Raw genomic sequence first — 1,197 nt, 5'->3', positions numbered from 1 at the left:
TGACGTGGGACGGGCATCCTGCCCGTGATTCCGGTATTGCCGGGCCGGAAGCCCGGCGCACCGCGGATGCCGGCCAGGATGGCCGCCTCAACGTCGCGCCGTGATCGCGATGGGCGCCGTCTCGTACAGGAGCTCGATGAACACGCCGAGAAACACCAGCCGCAGGCGATAGCCCAGCGCCTCGACCATCTCGCCATTCTGCACACCGGCGCGGACGATCAGGCCGATCTTGGTGCGCTTCAGCACCAGCCGCATGGCGATGAACAGCGCAACGCCGAACACCACCGCCAAAATCCGGTATTTCTCGATCGCGGCACCGGCAAAGGTCACCGCGCCCTTCAGGGTCTCGGGGCGGGTGATGAAAATCGGGTCCGGGCCCCAGATCACATGGATCAGTTGCTCGATCACGATCAGCCCGCCGACGGTGACAAGGATCTGTTTCAGATGCGCGCCATAGACCGGGCGCACGATCACCCGTTCAAACCCCCAGCCCAGCAGGCCGGTCACGCACATCGCCGCGATCACCGCCAGCACGATCGCCGCGATGTTCAGCGACAGCGATGGCACGCCGGTCCAGCTGCCCAGCGCGATCAGCACCGTGATGCCGATGAAGGCGCCGACCGAGATGAACGCGCCGTGGCCGAAGTTGATGACATCCATCAGGCCGAAAACCAGCGTCAGGCCTGAGGCCATGATAAAGATCATCATGCCCATCGCCAGACCGGACACCGTCAGTGTCAGCCAGCTTGAGCTTGATCCGATAGACAGGAACCCCACCACCACCAGCACAGGCACCAGTAACAATGGCGCCGATTGCGCGATGCGGTCGGTCAGCGACAGCCGGGCAAAGGTCGGGGTATGATCGGGTGCAGCACTCATGTTCAATGGGCCTCCATGCTCAGGCCCATCAGCCGTTCCTGCAACTGCGGGTCCGAGGCCAGTTCTGCCATAGCGCCGGTCCAGATGATCCGGCCATCGTCCATCACTGCAGCGCGGTCACCCAGCGCCTTGGCAACCGAGAAATTCTGTTCGACCAGCAGGATCGACGCGCCCTGATTTTTCAGATCACGCAACGCGCCCGCCATGGTCGAGACAATCGCCGGGGCCAGACCCTTGGTCGGCTCGTCAATCAGGTAAAGCTGGCGTTCCTCAGCCATGGCGCGGGCAATCGACAGCATCTGTTTCTGCCCGCCCGAC

1 protein-coding gene and 1 pseudogene are annotated in these 1,197 nt (G+C 63.5%); both read right to left on the bottom strand.

Annotated features, from left to right (window positions below):
• Positions 1–135: 135 nt before the first annotated feature.
• Positions 136–879, bottom strand: a pseudogene (locus tag ABYW26_RS14610) (branched-chain amino acid ABC transporter permease); the annotation flags it as partial.
• A gap of 2 nt (positions 880–881) precedes the next feature.
• Positions 882–1,197, bottom strand: a 316-nt coding sequence (locus tag ABYW26_RS14605) for an ATP-binding cassette domain-containing protein (RefSeq protein WP_372605645.1), incomplete at its 5' end; no start/stop codon positions are given.

The organism is Actibacterium sp. (assembly GCF_041584535.1).
Lineage (GTDB): Bacteria > Pseudomonadota > Alphaproteobacteria > Rhodobacterales > Rhodobacteraceae > Actibacterium_D.
Note: the sequence above shows the minus strand (reverse complement) of the source record. Positions and strands in the feature narration are given on the sequence as shown.